The sequence below is a fragment of the Lentzea sp. NBRC 102530 genome (genome assembly GCF_030269365.1).
Lineage (GTDB): Bacteria > Actinomycetota > Actinomycetes > Mycobacteriales > Pseudonocardiaceae > Lentzea.
The window spans coordinates 1-22,300 of record NZ_BSTF01000001.1 but is presented as its reverse complement, the minus strand read 5'-3'; the positions used below and the strand labels follow the sequence as shown (position 1 = coordinate 22,300).

The following is a 22,300-nucleotide window of genomic DNA, read 5'->3' as shown; positions in this document are numbered from 1 at the left end:
TCCACCGTTAGTCTCCCACCGGGGAAGCACTCACCTGGGGGAAGAGAAACGGTGGAACAGAAGACGCGCAGATGGGTCCTGATCAGCGGCGCGCTCGCCACGACGGCCATCGTCGTCGTGGGGGGCGTGTTCCTGTGGTCGGGCAGCAGGAACGTCGTCGTCGTCGCCGACGACCTGCCGACGAAGGCGGCCGAGACGCCGGCGCAGGTGGCGTCGTCGTTCCTCACCAGGGCCATGTCGGGCCCGGCGAGCGCGGCGGTGTTCACCGACGCGCCGGAGGCGGCGACCAAGGCCCTGGAGGCCACCAGGACCGGCATGGGCAACTCGGCGTTCCGCGCCACGGTCTCGACGGTCGGCCCGACGCCGGCCGCTGACGACAACGCGACCGAGCTCGACGCGAGCCTCAGCTGGTCGATGCCGAGCGCCACGCCGCTGGCGTACGACGTGAAGATCCCGATGGTCCGCGTCGACGGTGCCTGGAAGGTCCACTGGGTGCCGACGATCGTGCACCCGCAGCTGACCGAAGGCGCCTTCCTGACGTTCCGCAAGGCGGTCGCGGAGGGCGCGCTGCTCGGCCGCGACGGCAGCCCGCTGACGCAGGGCACCATCCCGGACGGCCTGTACCAGACCATCACCGGCACGGTCGGCGACGTCGCGGGCGTCGACGGCTGGGAGGTCGGCATCACCGCGGGTGGCGCGTTCACCCGGCTGTTCGGCAAGGACGCGCAGCAGGGCCAGAAGATCACCGTCACCATCGACGCGGCCCGGCAGGCGAAGGCCCAGGCGGCGGTGGACGCGGTGCCGCAGGGCGCGGCGATCGTCGCGATCCAGCCCTCGACCGGCGAGATCCTGGCCGTGGCGCAGAACAAGGCGCTCGCGGGCACCAACCCGTTCGTCGGCCGCTACGCCCCCGGCTCGACGATGAAGATCATCACGGCCGCGGCGGCGATGAACGCGGGCCTGGTCCAGTCCGGCACCGCCGTGCCGTGCCCGGCCAAGGCGACCATCGGCACCCGCACGATCAGCAACGCGGGCTTCGGGCACGACAGCCTGCCGTTCCACACGGCGTTCGCGTTGTCGTGCAACACGACGTTCGGTGAGCTGGGCTCGAAGCTGGCGCCGAACGCGTTGCCGGACATGGCGAAGCGGTTCGGACTGGGTGCCGACTGGACGATCCCCGGCGCGGAGACCAACACCGGCAAGGTGCCCGCCGCGACCGGTGACCAGCAGGTGGAGAACAGCTTCGGGCAGGGCAACGTGATGGCGAGCCCGTTCGGCATGGCCGTGGTGGCCGCGACCGTGGCCTCCGGCCGGGCTCCCACGCCGACGCTGATGCGCGGCAAGGCGACCGAGGCGAACGACGTGGCGGCCGGTCCTCCCGCCGGGGTGCTGGCGCCGTTGCGGGCGATGATGCGCGAGGTCGTGACGTCCGGAACCGCGAAGCAGCTGGCCGGGATCCCCGGCCTGGCGGGCAAGACCGGCACCGCCGAGGCGGGTGGCGGCGACGAGCACGGCTGGTTCGTGGGCTACCAGAACGACGTGGCGTTCGCCGTTCTCGTCGAGAAGGGCGGCTCGTCGGCGAGCGCGCAGAACGCGGCGGCGGCGTTCCTCACGGGCTGACGTCGCGGGCTGGTTTCCTGCCGGGGACCAGCAGACCGCGGTGGAACGCTTCGGTGACCGCCGCGGCCCGGTCGCCCACCTCCAGCTTGGCGTAGATGTTGAGCAGGTGGGACTTCACGGTGGCCTCGGTGATGAACAGGCCTCGGGCGACGTCGCGGTTCGTCGCCCCGGCCGCGACGCACTCGAGCACCTCGAGTTCGCGCCGGCTGAGCACCGGGGCCGCTTCGGCGCGCACCCGTTTCATGAGGAGCGCGGCCGCTGCCGGGGCGAGCACGGCTTCGCCTCGCGCGGTGGCTTTCACGGCACGGACGAGCTCGTCGCGCGGGGCGTCCTTGAGCAGGTAGCCGGTGGCGCCGGCCTCGATCGCGGCCACGACGTCGGCGTCGTTGTCGTAGGTGGTGAGGACGAGCACGTGCGCGGTGCCGGCGAGTTCCCTGGTCGCGGCCAGGCCGTCGGTGCCGGGCATGCGCAGGTCCATCAACACGACGTCGGGCTGGAGCGCCCTGGTCTTGCGCACGGCCTCCGCGCCGTCCGCCGCCTCGCCGACGACCTCGAAGCCGGGGTCCTGGGCGAACATGCTGGTGAGACCGTCGCGGACGACGGGGTGGTCGTCGACGACCAGGACCTTGATCACCGCACCTCCAGCGGCACGCGGGCGGACACCCCGGTGCCGCCGCCGGGTTCCGACTCGATCTGCACGGTGCCCTTCAGACCTTCGATGCGTTGCCGCATCGCTTCGAGCCCGAAGCCGTTCGCGGGGATCTTGTCGAACCCGCGGCCGTCGTCGCGGACGTCGAGCGCCACCTCGTTCTCCAGGTAGGACAGCGTCACGCCGACCCTGCTCGCCCTCGCGTGCCGCGCGACGTTCGCGAGGGCCTCCTGGGCGGCTCGGAGCAGGGCGAACTCGGCTTCGGGCGCGATCGGCCTGGTGTCACCGGTGGTGGTGACGCTGACCTCGACGTCGTGGAGTTGTGACCACCGGCCCGCGACGTTCGTGAGCGCCTCGGTCAGCCTCGCGGTGCGCAACGGTTCGGGCCGCAGCGCCTCGAAGGAGCGCCTCGTCTCGTCGAGGCTCTCGCGGGCGAGGTCGGTGGCGGCCCGCACGTGCCGTGCCCACGTCTGGTCGTCGGCCGCGCGGAGCTGGCTGACGATGCCGGTCAGCCCCTGCGCGAGCGTGTCGTGGAACTCGCGCGCCATGCGTTGCCGTTCCTCGCGGATACCGGCTTCCCTCGCCTGGGCGAGGAGTTGTTCCTGCAGGGCGACGTTGTCGGCGAGGAGCTGGGCGCGTTCCGCCTCCTGCTGCTCGGCCTTGCGCGCGACGAACGCGTAGGCACACATCGGTATCGCGTTGCCCGCCATGACCGCGACCCAGACGGCGACGCCGCCGAGCGTGGACTTGTCGATCCCGTACGCCTGCGCGGTGCCCGCGACGGCCGCGACGGTGGCCACCGCCACCGGCTGCCACGGGAACGCGATGGTGCGGAAGACGTAGACGTACGGGAGCGGCGTGAGGAACCCGAACAACGGGTTGAGCACCACGAGCGCCCCGGTGAGGACGACGAGTCCCGCGGCGAAAACCCATTGGTGCCGCCATCTCAGCGTCATACCGGCCGCGAGCCAGGCCGCGACTCCCGCGCACAGCAGGAGTTCTGCCGGTTCCGGCCGGTGGTCGAGCGTCGTGGCGGCGGCCGGCAACGCCAGCAGGACGTACGGCCACCGCGCCACCGGAATGCTCATCCGCTGTCCTCCCCAGGATGTCGCACAGCCTAGCCAGGCTGGATGGACAGCGAGTGCCGGAAGACGTTGCGGGGATCCCATTTCGCCTTGATGCGTTGCAGCCGCGGGTAGTTCTCCTTGTAGTACAGGCTTTGTGCGCTCGTGCCGGAGGTGTTCCACAACGGGTCGGCCAGGTCGGCGTCGGCGTAGTTGATGTACGAGCCGTCGTTGACCTCGTTCGGCACCGGCACACCGCCGGTCTCCGCGTAGACGTCCCGGTAGAGCCCGCGCACCCACGCCAGGTTGCCCGCGTCCTCCTGTTCCTCGGTCCACACCGCCTGGTAGACCGCCTTCATCACCACGTCCCGCTGCGCGATGGCGGTGTCCTGCGGCTGGACGGCGCCGGCCTGCCCGCCGTACCCGATGAGCAGCACACTGCCCTGCGCCCCACCGTCCTTGGTGAGGTTGCGCCACAACGCCGCGCACTGCGCGCCGGTGAACGCCTTCCTGAGGTAGCCGGCCTTGATCTTGTACCGACGCGTCAGCACGTCACCCGGTTCTCCCGTGCCGGGCCACGTCATCTTGTGCAGCCACGGCACCGTCTTGCGCAGGTCGAACACCGGCGTGAGCCCTTCGCCCACGTTCGCGACGAGCTCGTCCACCAGCCCGTCGATGCCGGGCAGATCGGCGTCGGCCTGCACCGACAACATCACGATCCCGCCGGCCTGGTGCTTGACCTCCAGCACCCCGTACAGGCCGGTGCGCGGGTCGCCGGGCGCACTGCCGCGCTCGTGCCACTCCCCGAAGTTCCTCAGCAACCGCGCCAGCTTCTCCGCGCTGAGCTGACCCCAGTCCCAGAACGTCACGTGCTGCACCATCGCCCGCGGCAACGGCGGCAGCCCGCCCCGCGGCGACCGCAACCAGTACCGCGTCACCACCCCGAAGTTCCCGCCCCCGCCCCCGGTGTGCGCCCACCACAGCTCCCGGTGGGGATCCCCCGGCTCTCGCGTCGCCGTGACGAGCCGGGCCCGCCCGTCCCGTCCCACCACCACGACCTCGACCCCGTGCAGGTGGTCCACCACGGCCCCGTACCGGCGCGACAAGGGCCCGTACCCGCCGCCCGCGAAGTGCCCACCGGCCCCCACCTCGGGACACCCGCCACCAGGCACCGTCACGCCCCACCCGGCCCCCAGCACCCGGTACACCTGGCCGAGGGTCGCCCCGGGCTCGACGAAGAACGCCTTCCGGCGTTCGTCGTACCCGACCGCGTTCAACGAGGTGAGGTCGATCAGCGACCTCACCTCGGCCGAGGCCGTGAAGTCCTCGAAGCAGTGGCCGCCGCTGCGCACCGCGACCCGCCGCCCCGCCTGCACGGCCTCGTCGACGGCCCGCACCACCTGCTCGGCCGAGGTGGCGACCCTGATCTCGTCGGGGCTGCCGACGAACCGGAAGTTGTTGCCCCGCAGCAGGTTCTCGTACCTGGCCTCGCCGGGAACGATCCGCGTGGGAGACCCCGCCCGGACGGCGTCGAGCGATCCCGGCGCGAGTTGCGCCGCAGCGGCTCGCTCCGGCGTGGGTTGTGCCGCAGCGGCTCGCCCCGGCACGACCAGCCCACCGGCCGCGACGGCACCGGCACCCGCCAGCAGTGCGCGCCGGCTGACCCGACCACCGGCACCACCCGCGTGCCCGCCGCTCGTGACCGCTTCGCGTGCGCCCCCGTCAGTTGCGACGGCACCGGCACCCGCCACCAGCGCACGCCAGCTGACCCGACCTCCCCCACCGCCCGCGTGCCCGCTCGTGGCCGCTTCTCGTGCGCCCGCACCGGTCGTGCGTTCGGCGCGGTCTCCCCCGAAGTCCTTCATGCCGATCCCTTCCGCCTTGGTGTTCCCACCGTGGCGGAGCGGGATCCGCGCGACATCAGCCGATCACCCGGCCGCGCGGTGGAGGCGGACCCCACCGATCGGCTGACTCCGCCTCCACCGCGCGCCTGGGGCTCAGGTCGTCTGCGGCGCCTCCAGGCGTTCGCTGAACTTCGGCGTCGGCAGCACACCAACCACCGGGGGCTCGGCGAACTGGGTGTTGTAAAGGTCGGCGTAGCGGCCCTCGGCCGTCATCAGTTCGGTGTGCGTGCCCCGTTCCACGATCTCGCCGTGTTCGAGCACCAGGATCTGGTCGGCGGCGCGGATGGTGGAGAGCCGGTGCGCGATCACCAGCGACGTGCGGCCCTGCAGCGCCTCGGTCAGGGCCTCCTGGACGGCCGCCTCGGACTCCGAGTCCAGGTGGGCGGTGGCCTCGTCCAGGATCACGACGCGGGGCTTGGCCAGCAGCAGGCGGGCGATCGTGAGGCGTTGGCGTTCACCGCCGGAGAGGCGGTAGCCGCGTTCACCCACGACGGTGTCCAACCGGTCGGGCAGCGAGGCGACCAGGTCGAGCAGGCGGGCTCGGCGCAGGGCGTCCCACAGGTCGTCGTCGGAGGCTCCCGGGGAGGCGTAGTCGAGGTTGGCCCGGATCGTGTCGTGGAACAGGTGGCCGTCCTGGGTGACCACGCCGACCGACGAGCGGAGCGCTTCGAAAGTCAGGTCCCGCACGTCCACATCGGACAGCCGCACCACACCGGAGTCGACGTCGTACAGGCGCGGCACGAGCGAGGCGAGCGTCGACTTGCCGGCGCCCGACGAGCCGACCAGCGCCACCAGCGAACCGGCCTCGGCCTTGAAGCTGATGCCGTGCAACACCTCCTCGCCGCCACGAGTGTCCAAAGTGGCCACGGACTCCAGGGAGGCCAGGGACACCTTGTCCGCCGACGGGTAGCCGAAGCGGACGTCGTCGAACTCCACCGACACCGGGCCGTCGGGCAACGGGCGGGCGTCCGGACGTTCCTTGATCATCGGGTCCAGGTCGAGGACCTCGAAAACGCGCTCGAACGACACCAGCGCCGTCATCAGGTCCACGCGGGCGTTCGCCAACGCGGTCAGCGGTGCGTAGAGGCGGGTCAGCAGCAGGGCCAGCGACACGACGGCGCCCGCTGCCAGGTGGCCTGTCAGCGCGAGGTAGCCGCCGAGGCCGTAGACCAGGGCCTGCGCCAGCGCCGACACCAGGGTCAGGCCCGTCATGAACCAGCGGGTGGCCATCGCGGTGCGGATGCCGATGTCGCGCACCTTCGCGGCCTTCTCGGAGAACTCCTGCTCCTCGCGGTCCGGGCGGCCGAAGAGCTTCACCAGCGTCGCGCCCGGCGCGGAGAAGCGCTCGGTCGACTGCGTGACCATCGACGCGTTCAGGGCGGAGGCCTCGCGCTGCATGTCGGCCATCCGGCGCCCCATCCGCTTGGCGGGCAGCACGAAGACGGGCAGTAGCACCAGGGCCAGGGCGGTGACCTGCCACGACAACGTGAACATGACGGCCAGCGACAACGCCAGCTGGATGATGTTCGTGACGAACCCCGACAGCGTCGAGGTGAACGCGCGCTGCGCGCCGATCACGTCGTTGTTCAGCCGCGAGACCAACGCACCCGTGCGTGTGCGCGTGAAGAACGCGACGGGCATCTTCTGCACGTGACCGAACACGGCGCGACGCAGGTCGTAGATCAGACCTTCACCGATGCGCGTCGACTGCCACCGCTCGACCACCCCCAGCCCGGCGTCGACCACGGCGATCAGCGCGATCGCCACCGCCAGCCACACCACGACCGACGGCACCGAGCCGCCGACGATCGCGTCGACCACCCGGCCGGCGAGCAGCGGCGTCGACACCGCGAGCACCGACGACACGACCGTCAGCAGCAGGAACACGACGAGCTTCGCCCGGTGCGGCCGGGCGAAGGCCAGCACGCGCCGGAAGGTCCCCCGGCGCACCTTGTCAGGCGCGTCCGAGGTGACCCCCATCATGAACCGCCAGGAGCTGTATCCGTCCACGCTGACTAGAACAGCACAGCGGTCTGACAATTCCTTCGCGCGGTGCTAGGAACGCACAACAGTTCAGCTTTGAGCGGACAGGGCCGCGAACGACTGCAGCCGGCGCAGCTGGGCGGCGCGCTCCACCGCGAGCTGCTCGTCGGCCGAAACCCCCGAAGCAGCCGAGGCGATCAGCGCCAACGTCTCGGAGACGGCACCGGCCGGCGACTTCAGCACAGCGGCCGCCAGCGTGTCGACGGCGGCGTCCAGCCCGTCCGCGGGCACGACGGAGTTCGCGAGGCCGATCCGCAGCGCCTCCTCCGCCGGCACCCGGCGGGAGGTCACGCACATCTCGGCCGCGCGCGAGTACCCCACGAGTCGCACCAGCGGCAGCGTGCCACCGAGATCGGGCACCAGACCCAGCCCGGTCTCGGCCATGCAGAACTGCGCGTCCTCGGCGAGCACGCGGAAGTCGCACGCCAGCGCCAACTGGAAACCCGCGCCGATGGCATGCCCGTGCACCGCGGCGATCGTCACGCGTGCCGGGTCGCGCAGCCAGCTGAACCCGGCCTGGTACGACGCGATGCGGGCGTCCGCCTCCGCGGGCGACAACGCCAGGATCGCACCGAGACCACCGGGTTCGCCGTCGACGGGCTCACCGGTGAACATGCGCCGGTCCAGTCCCGCCGAGAAGGCGCGACCGGAACCCCGGACGACCACGACGCGGACGTCCGGTTCCAGCTGCTCGCCGATGTGCCGCAACGCCTGCCACGTGGCGGGCGTCTGCGCGTTGAGCACGTCGGGACGATCGAGCGTGATGGTCGCGCGCGGCCCGGAGATCGCGAGCCGAACGCCACCGCGCTCGAGCACGCCAGCGTCGATAGAGGGCACTGGCATGATCGGTACCTCCGGCGGACTAGAAGCTAGTTACCGGAGAGTAGCAGTCTGAGTTTTGGCTACTTCTTCTTCGTGCGGGTGGCGCCACCGCGACCGCGCAGCGTGACCCCGGATTCCGAAAGAACCCGGTGCACGAAGCCGTAGGAACGCCCGGTGCTCTCGGCCAGAGCCCGGATGCTCGCGCCCTTTTCGTACTTCTTCTTCAGGTCAGCGGCCAGCTTGTCCCGCGTGGCGCCGGTGATCCGGGCGCCCTTCTTCAGGTCAGCCACCTTGTCCCGCCTTCCGTACGAGCAGGTGGGCCGTTTGACGGCCCCTGTCGTCGCAATGATCGAACAGGAACCGGCAGAACGCCAGGTGATCAAGCAAAGAGATCGCCGAACGGTCGATTTGATCACACTGAGTTGATCACAGAACGCGCTCGGTAATCCTTTGACGGGTGGAGATCACGCCAGCTGGACGAGTTCGAGGTAGTCCTCGGACCAGTGGTCCTCGGTTCCGTCGGGCAGCAGGATGACCCTCTCGGGCTCCAACGCCTCGACCGCGCCGGGGTCGTGCGTCACGAGGACGACAGCGCCCTCGTAGCGCCGCAACGCGTCGAGGACCTGCTCGCGCGAGGCCGGGTCGAGGTTGTTCGTGGGCTCGTCGAGCAGCAGCACGTTCGCCGCCGACGACACCAGACCGGCGAGCGCCAGGCGCGTCTTCTCGCCACCGGACAACGTGCCCGCGGGCTGGTCGAGCTGCTCGCCGCTGAACAGGAACGTGCCGAGCAACGACCGCAGCCGCTGTTCCTGCTCGTCCGGCGCCATGTGGCGGATGTTCTCCCACACCGACGCGTTGTGGTCGAGCGTCTCGTGCTCCTGCGCGAAGTAGCCGATCTTCAGGCCGTGGCCGGGCACGACCTGGCCAGCGTCCATCTTCTCGCTGCCGCCGAGCAACCGCAGCAGCGTCGTCTTGCCGGCGCCGTTGAAGCCGAGCACGACGACGCGGGAACCCCTGTCGATCGCGAGGTCCACGCCGGTGAAGATCTCCAGCGAGCCGTAGGACTTGCTCAGACCCTCTGCCATCAAAGGGGTCTTGCCGCACGGCGCGGGCGCCGGGAAGCTGATCCGCGCGACCTTGTCGTTCTGGCGCACGTCGTCGAGGCCGTCGAGCAGCTTCTGCGCGCGCTTCGCCATGTTCTGCGCCGCAACGGCCTTGGTGGCCTTCGCGCCCATCTTGGCGGCCTGCGTCATCAACGCGCCGGCCTTCTTCTCGGCGTTGGCGCGCTCGCGGCGGCGGCGCTTCTCGTCCGTCGCGCGGGCTTCGAGGTACTTCTTCCAGCCCAGGTTGTAGATGTCGACCTCACCGCGGATCGCGTCGAGGAACCACACCTTGTTGACGACGTCGTCGAGCAGCTCCACGTCGTGGGAGATCACGACGAGCCCGCCGTCGTGCGACTTGAGGAACCCGCGCAGCCACGTGATCGAGTCGGCGTCGAGGTGGTTCGTGGGCTCGTCGATCAGCAGGATCGTGCTGGACTTCGCACCGACGCCGGCCTCGGAGGCGGCGAACAGGATGCGCGCCAGCTCGACGCGGCGGCGCTGACCGCCGGAGAGCGTGCTGAGCGGCTGCGCGAGAACGCGGTCCGGCAGGCCGAGGTTGGAGCAGATGCGGGCGGCCTCGGACTCGGCCGCGTACCCGCCGAGCGCCGCGAAGCGCTCCTCGAGCTTGCCGTACTTGGCGACGGCCTTGTCGAGCTCGTCGGGGTCGACCAGCTCGGACATCCTCGACTGGGACTTCTCCATGTCGCGGATCAGCTGGTCGAGGCCGCGCGCGGACAGCACGCGGTCCTTGGCGATGACCGACAGGTCGCCCTCGCGCGGGTCCTGCGGCAGGTAGCCGAGCGCGCCCTTGCGCATGATCGCGCCGGCGTAGGGCTCGCCCTCACCGGCGAGAACGCGCAGGGAGGTGGTCTTGCCGGCACCGTTGCGGCCGACGAGGCCGATCCGGTCGCCGGGCTGAACGCGCAGGTTGGCGCCACTCACGAGAATGCGTGAGCCCGCGCGCAACTCCATGTCAGTTGCGGTGATCAAGAGAAACAACTCCGAAAGGCTTGCGTTCTGTGCTTCAGGGATCGAGCACAGCCGGGCATGACAAGGGATGGCACGTCCGGGTCGGCCTACTCGAGGAGGATCACGGCACCCATTCTACGGGATCACGACCATCGAATTTCCCACCTGTGGCGGGACGCATAGATTGCCGTTATGAGCGAAGACTTCTCGGGCAGGGCCGCCCTGGTCACCGGCGCGTCCCGCGGCATCGGCTTCGGCATCGCACGCGAACTCCTCTCCCGCGGCGCCGCCGTGGCGATCACCGGCCGCAAGCCGGACCAGCTGGAGGAAGCGGCCGCGCAGCTGCGTTCCGACACCGGCGGCCGTGTTCTCGCCGTGCCGGGCAACGCGGGCGATGAGGACGCACGCGCCGACGCCGTCACACGCACCGTGGAGGAGTTCGGCAGCCTCGACGTCCTCGTGAACAACACCGGCATCAACCCGCAGTACGGCTTCCTGATGGAGGCAGACCTCAACGCGGTCCGGAAGATCTTCGACGTCAACGTGGTCGCCACGCTCGGTTTCATCCAGCTCGCGTGGAAGGCGTGGATGGGCGAGCACGGCGGCGCGGTCGTGAACGTCGCCTCGATCGGCGGCATCCGGTCGACCGGCGTGATCGGCGCGTACGGCGCCTCGAAGGCCGCGCTGATCCGCCTCACCGAGGAACTCGCGTGGCAGCTCGGCCCGAAGGTGCGCGTGAACGCTGTCGCACCGGCCGTCGTGAAGACGAAGTTCGCGGAAGCGCTCTACGTGGGCCGCGAGGAAGAAGCGCAGCAGCAGTACCCGATGAAGCGGCTTGGCACCCCTGAGGACGTCGCCTCTCTCGTGGCGTTCCTCTGCTCCGATGGCGCTTCGTGGATCACGGGCGAGACCGTGCGCGTGGACGGCGGCCTGCTGTCTACGGGGACCGCGGGCTGACCCCCAGCACGTCCAGGAACGCCGCGGCCGCGGGTGTGAGCCCTCCGGAACTCCACACGAGGTGCTCCACCCGCGAAGGCCCGTCCACGATCGGCACGGTCACCACCCCGGTCAGCTGCGGCGTGTACTTCGCCGGCAACACGGCCACCGCCAGCTCCTCCCGGATCAGCCCGGCCATCAGCTCGGCGGTCGTCACCTCGTACGCCACCTCCCGGTGCAGCCCTGCGCCGGCGAACGCCTGGTCGGACTGGGTCCGGCCCGGCGAGGACACCGGGAAGTCGGCGAACTGCTCCTCGGCCAGCTCCCCCAGCGTCACGCGGGCCCGCCGGGCGAACCGGTGCCCGGCGGCCACCACGGCGACGTGGTCGTCGCGGTCCAGTTCCCGCACCCGCACGCCCTCCGGAGTCACCCCCGGCGGCAACCCGAGGAACGCGAGGTCCAGCGAGCCCTCCCGGACCAGCCGCACCATCTCGAGGCTCGACAGCATCCGCAACGCCACCCGCACGTCCGGGTACCTCTCCCGGAACACCCGCAACGCCGCGGGCAGGTCCACGGCCGCCACGGTCGGGATCACGCCGACGACGACCTTCCCGCGCACCTGGCCCACCGCGGCCGCCACCTCGGCCACGGCCCGTTCCGCGAACTCCAGGCACTGCCGCGCGGCGGGCAGGAACGCCGCTCCGGCGGGCGTCAGCCGGACGCTGCGACTGGTCCGTTCGAACAGCCGGGCGCCCAGCGACCGTTCCAGCCGGGCGATCTGGTGGCTGAGCGCCGACTGCACCACGAGGCATTGGCGTGCGGCCTTCGTGAAACTGCCGGTTTCGGCGACGGCGAGCACGTACCGCATCTGCTGGAGCTCCACCCGTCCATCTTGAATCACGATGGATCGGATGAAAACCATGTGTTGGACTCATAGACGCAGCGCATCGAGACTCGAAGACGTGAACCGCACCGCGCTCGCCGCCTTCGCCCCGCTCGTCTGGGGTTCCACCTACGTCGTCACGACCGAGCTCCTGCCGCCCGGTCACCCGCTGTTCGCGGGCCTGCTCCGGGCGTTGCCCGCGGGCCTGGTCGCGATCGCGCTGACGAGGTCGGTGCCGCAGGGCGCGTGGTGGGCGAAGGCGGCCGCACTGGGCGTGCTGAACATCGGCCTGTTCTTCCCGTTCCTGTTCCTCGCGGCGGAACGGCTGCCGGGCGGTGTGGCGGCCACCCTGGGCGCCGCTCAGCCGCTCGTGGTGGCGTTGCTGGCGGTCGGGGTGCTCGAGGAGCGACCGTCGGCCTGGCGGCTCGCATGGGGCGTCGTGGGTGTGACCGGTGTCGGCCTGGTCGTGCTCGGCCCGGCCGCCGGGTTCGACCTGATCGGCGTCGCGGCCGGGCTCGGTGGCGCCGCGACGATGGCGTTGGGCGTCACGCTCACCAAGAAGTGGGGCAGGCCGGAGAACGCGAGCCCCACGGCGTTCGCGGGCTGGCAGCTCGCGGCGGGTGGCCTGTTCCTGGTGCCGGTGACGTTCCTGGTCGAGGGAGCACCGCCCGCGATCGGTCTGGGCGCCGCGCTCGGGTACCTGTGGCTCGGCGGCATCGGCGGGCTGCTCGCGTACGTGCTGTGGTTCCGCGCGATCACCACGCTGCCGGTCACGTCCGTGTCGATGCTCGGCCTGCTGTCGCCGATGATGGCCGCCGTGCTCGGGGTGGTGGTGCTGGGGCAGACGCTGGACGCCGTGCAGCTCGCCGGGTTCGCGCTAGCCCTGACCGCGATCGTCGCGAGCCAGCGGCAGCCGAAGCACGACCTCGCCGTCCTCGTCCACCTCCCCCGTCGGCAGAAAGCCGTAGCGGCGGTAGAACGGCTCGGGTGACCCGTCACCGGGCACGCAGCTGGTCCACAGCTCGGTCGCCCCGGCCGCGCGCAGCAACGTCACCACCTCGTCCAGGACCGCGCGGCCGTACCCGCGCCCCTGGAACTCGGCGCCGATGAGCAGCCGCCACAGGAAGTACGGCCCGCGCAGCCCCGGGCCGGGCACGAGGCCCCAGCTCAGCATGACGAACCCGACGGGCACCGGGCCGTCGTGGACCGCGCGGAACCACGGTTGCGCCTCCGGGTTGTCCCGCGCGTCCTGGAACGACTTCTCGACGGACGCGACGAACCGTTCCTGCTCGGGGCGGACGCGGACGGCGAGCACGGCGTCGCGGTCGGCATCGGTGATCTCGGCCAGGCGGATCTGCATGGCCTCCAGCATGCCGTTCAGCGCGACGTGGAGGGCGGGTTCGACGCCGGCTCCGACTTCGGCGCGTTCGACGAGGGCGGGACGGGCTTGGTGACCGTGACGGGCGAGGACGTGCCGGTCGGAGAGCTGGGCGGGTGCACCTCGGTCGAGGTCGGCGTGGTGCCCACCGGCGGCTTCGAGTGCGGTGTCGTCTCGGCCGAGCTCGACGGCGTGGGCGCGGGAGGCGGTGTCGTCGTGGTGGTGGCCGACGGCAGCACCGACGACGGGACGTCCGCCGGTTCCACGGGTGCAGCGCCGGGCAGCACGGCGAGCGCCACCGCCACCACGCCGACGGTCGCGAGGCCGCTGCCGGCGACCGCCAGGGTGCGGCGGCGCCGGGTGCGCACGGCCTCGCCGCGCGAGATCAGGTCGGCCGCGGTGATGACCCGCGGCGGCGCCTCTTCGTCGTGCAGGGCGGAGAAAGTCGCCCGCAGGTCGTCCTCGCGGACCATCACACCTCCAGCCTCAAGTGGTCGAATTCGGGCCCGAGCTCGCGGCGCAACGCCGCCAGGCCCTTGCTGCTCTGCGACTTCACCGTGCCCGTCGAGCACTTCAGCGCGGCCGCCGTGTCCTCGACGCTCAGATCGTGCCAAAAGCGCAGCACGAGGACAGCGCGCTGCCGTGCGGGGACGGCGGTGAGCGCCTGCCACACCACGAGCCTGTCCTCCGCCGCGATGGCGGAGGACAGGCCCTCTGGGGGTGCGTCAGTCAGCTTCTCCCTGCGCCAGCGCACTTTGCGGCGTTCCGCGAGGAACGTCCGCACGACGATCTGCCGCAGGTACGGTTCGAGCCCCGACCGGTCCGCGAGCTTCGGACCTGCCAGGTACAGCTTCAAGAACGCCGACTGCATGACGTCCTCCGCCTCGTGCCAGTTGCCGCACAGCAGGAACGCCGTGAAGCGCATCGAGTCGGCGCACCGGTCGAAGCAGTCGGTGAACTCAGCCTCCCAGTTCAGCGGGGACTCCTCACCCGGCGGGCGTCGTCGCCACCGGCGCGCTGCTCGGGGGCTGCGGGTGCGCCGGGCTCGTGGACACCGGCGGCTTGGTGGAGGGCGACGTCTGGACCGGCGGCTTCGTCGCCTGCGACGACGTCGGGGTCGGCTCCGTCCACGTCGTCGGCGTCCTCGTCGAGGTCGACGAAGGCGCGGTGGGCTTCGTGCTGGGTGCCTGGGTCGCCGTGGACGACGGCGTCTCGACCGGAGCGGAGGTGGGCGGCTGCGGAGCAGACGTCGTGGGCTGGGGCGTGGTCTCGCCACCGCTCAGCGCGAGTGCCGGCACCGCGATGCCGATGGCACCCAACGCGACCGCTCCGGCCACGATCACCATTCGTTTGCGCACTTGACAGCTCCAGCAGGTGTCGGTGGTGCCAGGATCAGGCACCCTCACCCGTATCCATGCGGCCGGGCGCCCCATCGGTTGCCCGCGTGTCCTGGATCACGATCTCGACGCATCGGGCCCGTTCAGCGGCCTCGTCGAGCACCGTGCGCCGGGGTTCGGGGACGTCCAGGACGCGGTCCTCGGCCAATCGGAAGACGCCCGAGAGCCTGCGGTCGTCGCGCAGGACGTCGAGCGCCTGCCAGTCGCCGCCGAGCACCACCGAGTCGAGGTCGGCGAGCCTGGGCACGAGCACCCTCGCGACGTCGTCGGCCGCGGCCTGGAGCGCGACGCGGGCCTGTCCTTCTCTTCGTCTCGCGAACCGCTGCTGCGACCACCCGCCCGCACGGATGCGGCCGTGCACCTGCTTGCGGTCCGTGGCCGACACCTCGACCTTGCCGCCGTACGCGATGCCGACGCTGTGCCCGCCGAGCCGCACGAGCACGAGTCCGACCCGTCGAGGTTCGGCCAGTTTCGCGACGACCTCCTCCACGGACTCGCCACCGCGGGTGGGGAACGTGGCCGTGGCGCCGTCCTCGGCCGTGACGACGACCTCGGTCTCACCCACTGAGATGGTGGCGGCGCCGTGGCGGGTCGAGAACCTGCCGATCCACCCCAGGATCCGTTCCGGTTCGACCTCGACGGCCCTGCCGCCGGGAACCGGACGTACCCGGCTCACCCGACCTCCGAGGTCAGCACGTCGAAATCGGTCACCGTGCACACACTAGAACCAGGCAGACACGGGCCGTGCACGGCACGGAGATGTTACCGATGAGTTCGTAACGCTTGACAGATGAGTCTCGAAAGCGTGAACTCATCAACCGTATGGATTAACCATTGACTCCATCCGGCTCCGACCAGCGATGTTCACGGACGGGTAGGGTCACTGGGGCGTGATCTTATGACAGCGGGGAGTCACCATGACGACTGCTGCCGGTCGACCAACACTGACCGTTGACGACACTGACTCAACGGGCCACGGCAGCCTTACGCAGCTCTTGACGACGGGACCGTTCCCGGAAGCGTTGAGGGCGGCGATCAAGGCGAGCCGACTCAGCCTCGACCGCATCCAGCACCGGTTGGCACTGCGCGGCGTGACCATCAGCGTCGCGACGCTCAGCTACTGGCAGTCAGGACGGCGAAGGCCTGAACGCCCTGAATCACTGGAGGCGCTGCGGCACCTCGAGTCGGTCCTGGGCGTGCCTCAGTCGGGTCTGTCGGCGTTGCTCGGACCGCCTCGTCCGCGGGGCCGCCGATGCCGTCCGACCACGATGATGCCGATCGACGCCCTCTGGGCGCGCCGGGAGCGGGTCGCGAACCTGCTCTCGAAGGTCGACACGTCGTCCGACCTGAAGCTCGGCCGGATCAGCCAGCACGACCGCATCGAGATCTCTGCCGACGGCGGGCAGAAATCCGTGTGGGTGCGGCAGATCCTGCGGGCGGAGCAGGACGGCCCTGACCGGTGGGCGCTCGTGTTCGAGACCGAGGAGAGCGACGTGCTCCCCGAGATCACGAACGTGCGCAACTGCCACCTGGGCCGCATCGCCCGCGACCACGAGGCCAACATCATGGTCGCGGAGATGATGTTCGAACGGCCGTTGACCCGCGGCGAGACCCTGATCATGGAATACCAGCTGGTGTTCCCCGAGGGTCACGCCCCCAAGGGCAACAACACGTTCGCGCGCAAGTTCCGGCTGCCGGTCCGCGAGTACGTGATCGAGGTCCGGTTCGACGAGACGAACCTGCCGTCGCGCGTGCAGCAGTACAGCGTGCCGGCCGGGGACGAGACGCCGTCGCGGCGTCGCAACCTCACGCTGGACTCGGGTGGCGGCGTGCACGCCGTGGCGCTCGGGTTCGGTCCCGGTGTGTTCGGCATCCGGTGGGAGTGGCCGAACCGCTAGTTCTTGTTGACATGAGAGGAAGGCCCCCGGCTCGTGAGCCGGGGGCCTTCTTCGTTCGGCTGCTTACACCCAGCCGGCGATCTGCAGGCTGACCGCGCGCAGCGAGCCGCGGTCGGTGCCCACCACGTCGGCGACCTTGAAGGTCCAGGTGCCGTCGGCCGGGTCCGCGGTCAGGGTCGACAGCGGCTGGACCGGCTTCCAGGAGCCCGTGAACGGCGCCTGGGCGGCCGTCACGCTGGAGAACGAGGTCGTGGCGTCGTCGGTGAACACGGCCTGGCAGATGTTCGCGCCGGTGCCGCCCGAACGCGAGAACAGCGTGACGCTCTTGCCCGACGGCGAGGTGAGCGTGCCCACCAGGTCACCGACGAACGTGTGGTCGATGCCGACCGTCGTCGCGCCGTCCGCCGCGGAGCAGGTGGCGCCGTCCACGGAGAACTTCAGGTTCGACGCCGCCCCGACGCCCGTGACGGGCAGCGAGATCGAGACGCCGGTCTGGTCGTTGTCCGGGATGGCGATCGGCGCACCCGTGTACGCGAACGTCTGGAACTGGCGCGACGGCTCACCCACGCGGAGCGTGAACGAGGTCGTGCCCGGCGAGGTCGCGCCCGAGTAGGTCACGCGGGCGTCGAGCTTGACCGCCGAGCCGAGCGTGGCGTTCGCCGGCACGGTCACCTTGAAGGTGTTGCTGACGGTCTGGCCCGGGTCGATGTTGCCGTAGTACTTGGAGCGCGGCGCGATGGTGACGCCGGCGGACGTCGTCGACAGCACGACCGAGGTCGACGCGGCCGAGCCGTCACCGTTGTTCGCGACCGGCAGCGTCACCGTGGACGTGGTGCCGGGCTTGAGGAAAGCGCTTCCGTCGTTGTCGTTGACGACGGTCGGCTTCTGCGCGCGGGCCAGTGCCTGCGGTGACGCGCCCGTGTAGGCGAGGGCGCGGTCGGCCATCACGATGCCGGCGCCGGTGCGGTTGTCCACACCGGACTCGACGATGTCGATCGCCGTCGTGGTCAGCGCTTCCTTGACCTCGGCGGGCGTCAGCGTCGGGTTGCCGGACAGGATCAGACCGGCGATCGCCGCCGCGTTCGGGGCCGCGGCGGACGTGCCGAAGAACGGCGCGAAGCCCGGCACCGACGTGGTGACGCCGTCGGCCGCGGTGATGTCCGGCTTCTGCCGGGTCTGGGCGAGCGGGGAGCCGTCGGGCGCGAAGAACGTCTTGCGCGGTCCGTCGGAGGTGAAGCGCTCCGGCTTCTGCGTGCCGTCGAAGGCGCCGGGGAACGGGCCCTTCGGGTTGGCCGGGTCGCCGGGCTCGAGGTCGAACGGCAGTGCGCCGGCAGCCGGTGCGGCCGCGACCGAGATGGCGCCGTTGGCCGCCGAGTGGCCGCGCGTCGTGCCGGGCGTGACGTACTTCTTGAGGCCGTCGTTGGTGTCGGCGAATCGGCCGCCGAACAGCGACAGCGCGAAGTACTTGTCGTCACCGCGGTACTTCACGACCGCGAGGCGCGTGCCCGTGGAGCTCGCCGGGGTGTTGATGCGCTCGTACGGGTCCTGGGCGCCGTCCTGGTTGTTCTGGCTGAACGTCACGACGTTGCCCTGGGCGTTGACCAGGTAGAGGTCGTAGTCGTTGGCCGACTGCCCCAGCGGGTCGGCCCAGTGCAGCACGGTCGGCACGTTGCCGGAGAAGTTCGACAGCGGGTTGAACAGCTGCTTCTGGTTGGGGTTCGGGTTGAAGTCGTGCGCGGAGCCCGCGAACTTGCCGACGCCGACCCCGGAGTCGACGAACTGGCCCTCGTAGTGGCCGGAGGTGCCGTCAACGACGTTGCCCTGGTTGCCCGCGCTGGAGAAGAACAGCGCGCCGTCGGCGACGACCGCGTCGACCGCACGGGCGATGATGCCGTCCTGGAAGGGCGACTCGTTGAAGTAGATGACGTCGTCGACGATGACGTCGCAGCCGAGGTCGAAGCGCAGCTTCTTGATGTTGTCGGCGAAGCTCGCGTCACCGTTGAACGCCGTGGCGAAGCCGAGTTCGGCGTTCGGGGCGATGTCGTGGAGGATCTCGAGCATCGCGGTGCCCTCGTCACCGGAGCCCGCCTGCCCGGGCACGATGTCGACGGCCGGCAGTTCGCCGTTGTTCTGCGAGACGGTCAGCGAGGCCACACCGTCCGACAGCGCACACAGCTTCACGCCGACACCGGTGACCCGGAAGCTGCCGCGGGCGGCCTCGGCGTTGTGCGCCTTGTCGCTCTCGGCCACCTTCGCGGCCTGCACGGACAGCGTCTTCTCGGCGAGCCGGCGCTCGACCTCCGCAGCCTTGTCCTCTTTGGACGCTGCCTTGTTCTTGTTGTCCCGCTTGTTCTTCACGTCCTGCGTCATCGCGTCACTGCCGGGCTCGACGCGTGCCACGTCGCCCCGTCCCGCGATCTCGGAGATCTTCGCGACCGGCACCTCGGCGCGCACCGTGCGGTGCTCCGGGGACACCGCCCGAATCTGCCCGCCCGCCGCGCGGACAGCGTTGACGAGGTCCTCGGAGTACTGCTTGGCGCGGATGTCCACGAGGGTGGTCGACTTCGGCGTCACGGCAACGCCGGTCTGCACCTGCGGCAGCGCACTGGTGATGGACGTCGACACCCGCTTGCGCGCCTCGACGACGAGCGCGCTGTCTACTTTGGACTCAGCAGGGGTGAGCGACTTCTTGATGCTCTGCAGCGCGGCGATCTGCGCCGCGGTGCGGTCGGTGATGGTCTTCGCGGCCTTGACCGGATCTGCGGACGCCGGCGTGACAGCGGTGAGTGCGGCCAGAAGAACTGCGGTACCTGCGACGGCTAAGGTCGTGCCTCTTCGAGATCGGCGCACAGGGTATCTCCCCCGAACGTTGGCGTGCCCCCGAGCACGCGGCCTGCGACCGGCGATTCCCGGTCGAGGCGTCAACGTATGGTGCCTGCCTGATCACAGTCAGCATCCGATTGGGCTACTTCTCACTTAGCAGACACAATCACACTTCACAGAACAAACCCTGACAGGCCACGACAACAGGACAACCCCACCGGCCGACGTCCCGCACTACCGTTGCAGGACACCGCTGTCGGCCGGCGTTCCAGGCCCACCAGCACAGGACAACGCCTCCGGTCGTCAGCTCCGGAGAACGTCTCAGTTCGCTGCCACAGTTCCTGCCACAGGAGCTGTCACAGGACAAACGCGTCAGTCCACAACTGACCGGTCCGCCCGGACAGCGCCTCCAGCAACGCCGCGGCCTGGTTGTCCGTCAGCGAAGCCACGAAGTCCACCACCGCCCGCCCGCGCGCGAGCCCCTTGACCACGTCGGGCCCCACCGGCAACTCCCCGGCCGCACCGACCAATGTGGACGGCTCCGTCCGGGCGAGCGCCGCGTACTCCGTTTCGGCCAGCTCCACCAGGTCGTGCAACCGCCGCGGCAACCGATCGGCCTCGGCCCGATCGGTCACCCACTGCTCCAACGCGTCCACCAGCGAACTCAACAGCCGCGCCTGCCCGCGCTGGTGCAACGCCAAATCGGGACGGAGCAACACGAACCGCCGATGCACGAACTTCAACACCTGCACCTCGTGCCACTGTTGGACAGCCAGTACAACGTGCCCGGACCGCGCCGTCGGCTCCTCGATCACCCCGACCGCGTCCACCAACCGCCGAGTCCACCGGGCACTGAACCCGGCCACCGCCTGCTCGGCCTCCACGGACCCGTCGAACGGCACCGCCAACAGCCCGTCCACGAGCTCCTTGCTGACCTTCCGCACGGCCATCGCGAACGCCTCGTCGCTCATGACCCACGAGTCCTTCAAATGCATCCGCCGCCGCAACGTCTCCAACGACCGCCCAGGCATCCGGATCTCAGCGTTGAGCTCCCCCTCGCTCAACCCGGCCAGGTCCAACGCCTGCGCCTGCCATGTCCCCAACTCAGCCGCAACAGTCGCGTGCTGCAACACCCCGACCCGATGGAAGTCCTCGAGGTCGTGAATCGCGTAGGCGATGTCGTCCGCGGTGTCCATGACACTCGCCTCGACCGTCTGCTGCCACGACTCGATCCGCCCCTCGAAGGGCTCCCGAGCCTGCCGCAGATCGTTGATCTCCGTGACGTAGGCCGAGAACTTCGAACTACCGGTCCCCGGCATGTCATCAGGCTCCGAAGCACCGCGAGGCGCCACCTCCAGCCCGAGCGGCTGGTGCCGAGTCCACGGGTACTTCAACATCGCCGCCCGCACCGCCACCGTCAGGTCCAGCCCCAACGCCTTGGGCCCGCGGACATCCGTGGTCGTCACGATCCGAAACGACTGCGCGTTCCCCTCGAACCCGTCCGGCAACCCGAACCGGTGCCGAGCCAGCCGGTCCAGCACCTGCTCCCCGAGGTGCCCGAACGGCGGGTGCCCCAGGTCATGCGCCAACGCCGCCGCCTCCACCACGTCGGGGTCGCACCCACCCAGCTTCTCCAGCACCGCGGTCAGCTCGGGCCGGCCGGTCAACCGCTCAGCGATGGCACGTGCCGCCTGCGCCACCTTCAGGCTGTGGGTGAGCCGGTTGTGCACCAGCAGCCCGGAGCCCGTGGAACTCACCACCTGCGTGACACCACCGAGCCTCGCGAAGAACGGGCTGCTCGCCACGCGATCTCGGTCCACCCGGAACGGGTTGGTGGCGAGGTCGGCCGTCCTGCCCACTCCGGCGGACCGACGGGCGGTGCGTTGCTCGTTGTGCATGGGAGAGAAGGTACCCGGCAGGCGTCAGCGGCCGGCTCCCCACGCGACTTCCTCATTGCGCGGCGAAGATGACCATGCTTTTGGGACACCTCCCTCGAGACCGACTCGTCGAAATAACTAGTAGAGGGAGAACCGGCCGAATCCGGACGTCTCTCACCCGATCGAGTTAGCGGATCGCTGCGCTCCCGTGGGTGGGGCGGCGAAAACCGGGGTTGTGGGGTGCGGCGTGCGGGGCGAGATGTGTGGGGGTGACGGTGTGGGTGCCACAAGACAGGGCGCGAGGTTCGGTGCGTGAGGGTTGGCCGTCGTCAAGTTGGGAGTTCGACCGCAGCTCGCTTGCTGGCGACAGCTTGGTGCTGCGGCTTGGTGCTGCGGCTTGGCGACGAGGCCTGGTGTTGGAGGTGGCCGCGGCTGCGGTCGGTTCGGGTGTGTGGACCACAAATCGTCGTGGTTCGCTCGATGGGTCGTCGGACTGTGGTCGCGCCGGCGGGCGGTGTGAGCGGACCGTTCGCGCTGGGTGGTGGAGACAGCAGAAGACCCCCGAGGGGAGCGCTTGTGGCGCTCGACCCTCGGGGGCCTTCTGTACGTAAGTTCGGCGGCGACCTACTCTCCCACACCGTAACCAGTGCAGTACCATCGGCGCAGAAGGGCTTAACTACCGGGTTCGGAATGGGACCGGGTGTTTCCCCAACGCTATAACCACCGAAACACTATGGAAATATCAACCTAGAACCCCGACCAGCAGAAAACTTCTCTGCCAGGGGTCGATCGGTCCTGGTTGTTCTCCCAGAACCGCACAGTGGATGCGTAGCGTCTTTGTAACAAGTCCTCGGCCTATTAGTACCAGTCAGCTCCAACCGTTACCGGTCTTCCACCTCTGGCCTATCAACCCAGTGGTCTAGCTGGGGGCCTT

At 70.1% G+C, this 22,300-nt stretch carries 19 protein-coding genes and 2 rRNA genes; 5 read left to right on the top strand and 16 right to left on the bottom strand.

Going from position 1 to position 22,300, the window contains the following annotated elements; all coding sequences use genetic code 11:
- Positions 1-51 precede the first annotated feature (51 nt).
- On the top strand, positions 52-1,620 hold the full coding sequence (locus QSK25_RS00105) for a penicillin-binding transpeptidase domain-containing protein (protein ID WP_285630523.1): 1,569 nt from the start codon (positions 52-54) through the stop codon (positions 1,618-1,620).
- Here the strand turns inward: QSK25_RS00105 and QSK25_RS00100 are convergent.
- The 7 genes from QSK25_RS00100 to QSK25_RS00070 form a co-directional block, all read right to left on the bottom strand.
- Positions 1,610-2,254 carry a response regulator transcription factor gene (locus tag QSK25_RS00100; RefSeq protein ID WP_285630520.1) on the bottom strand — a complete coding sequence of 215 codons (645 nt, stop codon included), beginning with the start codon at positions 2,252-2,254 and terminating at the stop codon, positions 1,610-1,612. The genes QSK25_RS00105 and QSK25_RS00100 overlap by 11 nt on opposite strands.
- Positions 2,251-3,357 carry a sensor histidine kinase gene (locus QSK25_RS00095; RefSeq protein ID WP_285630517.1) on the bottom strand — a complete coding sequence of 369 codons (1,107 nt, stop codon included), beginning with the start codon at positions 3,355-3,357 and terminating at the stop codon, positions 2,251-2,253. The genes QSK25_RS00100 and QSK25_RS00095 overlap by 4 nt, the downstream gene beginning before the upstream one ends.
- Positions 3,358-3,386: 29 nt before the next feature.
- A complete protein-coding gene (locus tag QSK25_RS00090; protein ID WP_285630514.1) occupies positions 3,387-5,198 on the bottom strand; it encodes an FAD-binding oxidoreductase in 1,812 nt (603 codons plus the stop codon).
- A 132-nt stretch (positions 5,199-5,330) separates the two neighbouring features.
- Complete coding sequence (locus tag QSK25_RS00085) at positions 5,331-7,220, bottom strand: ABC transporter ATP-binding protein (RefSeq protein ID WP_285632898.1); 1,890 nt, start codon at positions 7,218-7,220, stop codon at positions 5,331-5,333.
- Positions 7,221-7,310: 90 nt separating this feature from the next.
- Positions 7,311-8,123, bottom strand: coding sequence for an enoyl-CoA hydratase/isomerase family protein (locus tag QSK25_RS00080; protein WP_285630511.1), 813 nt, complete (start codon positions 8,121-8,123; stop codon positions 7,311-7,313).
- A gap of 59 nt (positions 8,124-8,182) precedes the next feature.
- Positions 8,183-8,392 carry a helix-turn-helix domain-containing protein gene (locus tag QSK25_RS00075; RefSeq protein WP_030473247.1) on the bottom strand — a complete coding sequence of 70 codons (210 nt, stop codon included), beginning with the start codon at positions 8,390-8,392 and terminating at the stop codon, positions 8,183-8,185.
- Positions 8,393-8,566: 174 nt separating this feature from the next.
- Positions 8,567-10,195, bottom strand: a complete 1,629-nt coding sequence (locus QSK25_RS00070) for an ABC-F family ATP-binding cassette domain-containing protein (RefSeq protein WP_285630508.1) — start codon at positions 10,193-10,195, stop codon at positions 8,567-8,569.
- A gap of 171 nt (positions 10,196-10,366) precedes the next feature.
- On the opposite strand from QSK25_RS00070, the gene QSK25_RS00065 reads away from it, so the two are divergent.
- Positions 10,367-11,131, top strand: a complete 765-nt coding sequence (locus tag QSK25_RS00065) for an SDR family oxidoreductase (protein ID WP_285630505.1) — start codon at positions 10,367-10,369, stop codon at positions 11,129-11,131.
- On the opposite strand, the gene QSK25_RS00060 is transcribed toward QSK25_RS00065, so the two are convergent.
- Positions 11,112-11,993 (bottom strand): LysR family transcriptional regulator, encoded by an 882-nt coding sequence (locus tag QSK25_RS00060; protein ID WP_285630502.1) that lies wholly within the window; start codon positions 11,991-11,993, stop codon positions 11,112-11,114. The two genes, QSK25_RS00065 and QSK25_RS00060, sit on opposite strands and share 20 nt — an antisense overlap.
- A gap of 28 nt (positions 11,994-12,021) precedes the next feature.
- Between QSK25_RS00060 and QSK25_RS00055 the strand changes: the two genes are divergently transcribed.
- A complete protein-coding gene (locus QSK25_RS00055; RefSeq protein ID WP_285630499.1) occupies positions 12,022-12,984 on the top strand; it encodes an EamA family transporter in 963 nt (320 codons plus the stop codon).
- Here QSK25_RS00055 and QSK25_RS00050 read toward each other — a convergent pair.
- Genes QSK25_RS00050 through QSK25_RS00040 form a run of 3 tightly spaced genes read right to left on the bottom strand, consistent with a single transcriptional unit; the run spans position 12,871 to position 14,347 of the window.
- Entirely contained in the window at positions 12,871-13,353 is a 483-nt protein-coding gene (locus QSK25_RS00050; protein WP_285630496.1) for a GNAT family N-acetyltransferase, read from the bottom strand. The genes QSK25_RS00055 and QSK25_RS00050 overlap by 114 nt on opposite strands.
- A gap of 17 nt (positions 13,354-13,370) precedes the next feature.
- Positions 13,371-13,844, bottom strand: coding sequence for a hypothetical protein (locus QSK25_RS00045; protein WP_285630493.1), 474 nt, complete (start codon positions 13,842-13,844; stop codon positions 13,371-13,373).
- Positions 13,844-14,347 carry a SigE family RNA polymerase sigma factor gene (locus tag QSK25_RS00040; protein WP_285632890.1) on the bottom strand — a complete coding sequence of 168 codons (504 nt, stop codon included), beginning with the start codon at positions 14,345-14,347 and terminating at the stop codon, positions 13,844-13,846. Before QSK25_RS00040 ends, QSK25_RS00045 begins: the two co-directional genes overlap by 1 nt.
- 71 nt (positions 14,348-14,418) lie before the next feature.
- On the opposite strand from QSK25_RS00040, the gene QSK25_RS00035 reads away from it, so the two are divergent.
- Positions 14,419-14,733, top strand: coding sequence for a hypothetical protein (locus QSK25_RS00035; protein WP_285633014.1), 315 nt, complete (start codon positions 14,419-14,421; stop codon positions 14,731-14,733).
- A gap of 30 nt (positions 14,734-14,763) precedes the next feature.
- On the opposite strand, the gene QSK25_RS00030 is transcribed toward QSK25_RS00035, so the two are convergent.
- Positions 14,764-15,444, bottom strand: a complete 681-nt coding sequence (locus QSK25_RS00030; protein WP_285630488.1) for an acVLRF1 family peptidyl-tRNA hydrolase — start codon at positions 15,442-15,444, stop codon at positions 14,764-14,766.
- Between the two features lie 319 nt (positions 15,445-15,763).
- On the opposite strand from QSK25_RS00030, the gene QSK25_RS00025 reads away from it, so the two are divergent.
- A complete protein-coding gene (locus tag QSK25_RS00025) occupies positions 15,764-16,666 on the top strand; it encodes a helix-turn-helix domain-containing protein (RefSeq protein WP_245822512.1) in 903 nt (300 codons plus the stop codon).
- Between the two features lie 63 nt (positions 16,667-16,729).
- On the opposite strand, the gene QSK25_RS00020 is transcribed toward QSK25_RS00025, so the two are convergent.
- The 4 genes from QSK25_RS00020 to QSK25_RS00005 form a co-directional block, all read right to left on the bottom strand.
- Positions 16,730-19,516, bottom strand: coding sequence for a S8 family serine peptidase (locus QSK25_RS00020; protein WP_285630480.1), 2,787 nt, complete (start codon positions 19,514-19,516; stop codon positions 16,730-16,732).
- Positions 19,517-19,845: 329 nt separating this feature from the next.
- Positions 19,846-21,387, bottom strand: a complete 1,542-nt coding sequence (locus tag QSK25_RS00015; RefSeq protein ID WP_285630477.1) for a deoxyguanosinetriphosphate triphosphohydrolase family protein — start codon at positions 21,385-21,387, stop codon at positions 19,846-19,848.
- Between the two features lie 590 nt (positions 21,388-21,977).
- Positions 21,978-22,094 (bottom strand): 5S ribosomal RNA (rrf, locus tag QSK25_RS00010).
- 110 nt (positions 22,095-22,204) lie between these two features.
- Positions 22,205-22,300 (bottom strand): 23S ribosomal RNA (locus QSK25_RS00005); the annotation flags it as partial.

What these genes read in the sequence shown, in the direction of transcription:
- QSK25_RS00095 (WP_285630517.1), bottom strand. Translation starts at nt 3,357, where the DNA reads ATGAGCATTCCGGTGGCGCGGTGGCCGTACGTCCTGCTGGCGTTGCCG.
- QSK25_RS00090 (WP_285630514.1), bottom strand. Translation starts at nt 5,198, where the DNA reads ATGAAGGACTTCGGGGGAGACCGCGCCGAACGCACGACCGGTGCGGGC.
- QSK25_RS00085 (WP_285632898.1), bottom strand. Translation starts at nt 7,220, where the DNA reads ATGATGGGGGTCACCTCGGACGCGCCTGACAAGGTGCGCCGGGGGACC.
- QSK25_RS00080 (WP_285630511.1), bottom strand. Translation starts at nt 8,123, where the DNA reads ATGCCAGTGCCCTCTATCGACGCTGGCGTGCTCGAGCGCGGTGGCGTT.
- QSK25_RS00065 (WP_285630505.1), top strand. Translation starts at nt 10,367, where the DNA reads ATGAGCGAAGACTTCTCGGGCAGGGCCGCCCTGGTCACCGGCGCGTCC.
- QSK25_RS00055 (WP_285630499.1), top strand. Translation starts at nt 12,022, where the DNA reads ATGAAAACCATGTGTTGGACTCATAGACGCAGCGCATCGAGACTCGAA.
- QSK25_RS00050 (WP_285630496.1), bottom strand. Translation starts at nt 13,353, where the DNA reads ATGCAGATCCGCCTGGCCGAGATCACCGATGCCGACCGCGACGCCGTG.
- QSK25_RS00045 (WP_285630493.1), bottom strand. Translation starts at nt 13,844, where the DNA reads ATGGTCCGCGAGGACGACCTGCGGGCGACTTTCTCCGCCCTGCACGAC.
- QSK25_RS00015 (WP_285630477.1), bottom strand. Translation starts at nt 21,387, where the DNA reads ATGCACAACGAGCAACGCACCGCCCGTCGGTCCGCCGGAGTGGGCAGG.